Origin of the sequence: Sulfitobacter sp. UBA4523 (assembly GCF_002388305.1) — a bacterium.
GTDB classification, from domain to species: domain Bacteria; phylum Pseudomonadota; class Alphaproteobacteria; order Rhodobacterales; family Rhodobacteraceae; genus Sulfitobacter; species Sulfitobacter pontiacus.
The window spans coordinates 181980-183661 of the sequence record NZ_DGMH01000024.1; the positions used below are offsets into that span (position 1 = coordinate 181980).

Sequence of the window (1682 nt, forward strand, 5' to 3'; positions counted from 1 at the left end):
GCCATTCATCGGCGCGAGCCTTGCCGTGGTCGACCGCTTGGGTGCCGGGGTAGGGTTTTGCTTCTGGGCTGCTCATCTTGCTTACTCCGCTGCCAGTTTCGCGGCGCGTTTCTTCGCCGCATGTGCCATCAAACCGTCCCGCACCCACGCGCCGTCGTCCCACGCCTTGTTGCGCGCGGCGAGCCGTTCGGTATTGCAGGGGCCATTGCCCTTGAGCACGTCAAAGAATTCGTCCCAATCGGGCTGGGTAAAGTCGTAATGCCCGCGTTCCTCGTTCCACTTCAGATCGGGGTCGGGAACGGTGAGGCCCAGATATTCGGCCTGCGGGACACATTCATCGACAAACTTCTGACGCAGCTCGTCGTTGGAGTTCATCTTGATCTTCCACGCCATCGATTGCGCCGAATGGACGGAGTTTTCGTCTGACGGACCAAACATCATCAGCGCAGGCCCCCAGAAGCGGTTGAGCGCGTCCTGCGCCATCTTGCGCTGCGCGTCTGTGCCCTTCGCCATCTTCATCATGATGTCGTAGCCCTGGCGCTGGTGGAACGATTCTTCTTTGCAGATACGCACCATCGCGCGGGCATAGGGGCCGTAGGATGTGCGTTGCAGGGGCACTTGGTTCATGATCGCTGCACCATCGACCAGCCAGCCTACCGCCCCCATATCGGCCCATGTCAGGGTCGGATAATTGAAGATAGAGCTGTATTTCATTTTGCCCGACAGAAGGTCGCGGGTCAGCTGGTCACGGCTGACCCCCAGTGTTTCGGCGGCACAATAGAGATACAGACCGTGGCCTGCCTCGTCCTGCACCTTGGCGAGCAGGATCGCCTTACGCTCCAGCGTCGGGGCACGGGTGATCCAGTTGCCTTCTGGCAACTGGCCCACGATTTCCGAATGCGCGTGCTGGCCGATCTGCCGGATCAGGTTCTTGCGATACCCCTCCGGCATCCAGTCTTTCGGTTCGATCTTGCCGCCCGCATTTATCCGTTCCTGAAAGGCGCGTTCCTGCGGATCCATCTCTTCGAGAGATTTGACACCTTGGCCGGTGGATTTGATCATCTGTGCATACATCGTTCAGATCCTTTCAGGGGGATAATTGCGTTAAGCGCGTTCGAGGATGATAGCGACGCCTTGGCCGACGCCGACACACATGGTGCACAGCGCATAGCGGCCGCCTGTGCGTTTCAACTGCAGGGCTGCGGTCATGACCAGACGGGCACCGGACATCCCCAGTGGGTGACCGATGGCAATCGCGCCGCCGTTGGCATTCACATGAGGCGCATCATCCGCCACGCCAAGCGCGCGCAATGTGGCGATCCCTTGCGAAGCGAATGCTTCGTTCAGTTCGATCACATCCATCTGGTCGATGGTCAGACCTGCGCGGGCCAGAACTTTCTGGCTGGCGGGAACAGGGCCGATGCCCATGACGCGCGGTTCAACACCGGCGGCAGAGATACCGACAACGCGCGCAATCGGGGTCAGCCCGTGCTGCGACGCCGCCGCCTCAGAGGCCATCAGCATCGCCGCCGCGCCGTCGTTGACGCCAGAGGCATTGCCCGCGGTCACGGTCAGGTCGGGGCCGTTGATCGGGCGCAGCTTGGTCAGCGCTTCAATCGTGGTGCCGGGGCGCGGGTGTTCGTCGCGGTCAAAGACAATCGGGTCGCCCTTGCGCTGCGGGA

2 protein-coding genes are annotated in these 1682 nt (G+C 61.4%); both read right to left on the reverse strand.

Going from position 1 to position 1682, the window contains the following annotated elements; all coding sequences use genetic code 11:
• Positions 1-81: 81 nt before the first annotated feature.
• Positions 82-1074 carry a 1,2-phenylacetyl-CoA epoxidase subunit PaaA gene (gene paaA, locus B3849_RS06690; RefSeq protein ID WP_009825611.1) on the reverse strand — a complete coding sequence of 331 codons (993 nt, stop codon included), beginning with the start codon at positions 1072-1074 and terminating at the stop codon, positions 82-84.
• A gap of 30 nt (positions 1075-1104) precedes the next feature.
• The coding region (locus B3849_RS06695) for an acetyl-CoA C-acyltransferase (RefSeq protein WP_286779934.1) at positions 1105-1682 on the reverse strand (578 nt) is incomplete at its 5' end.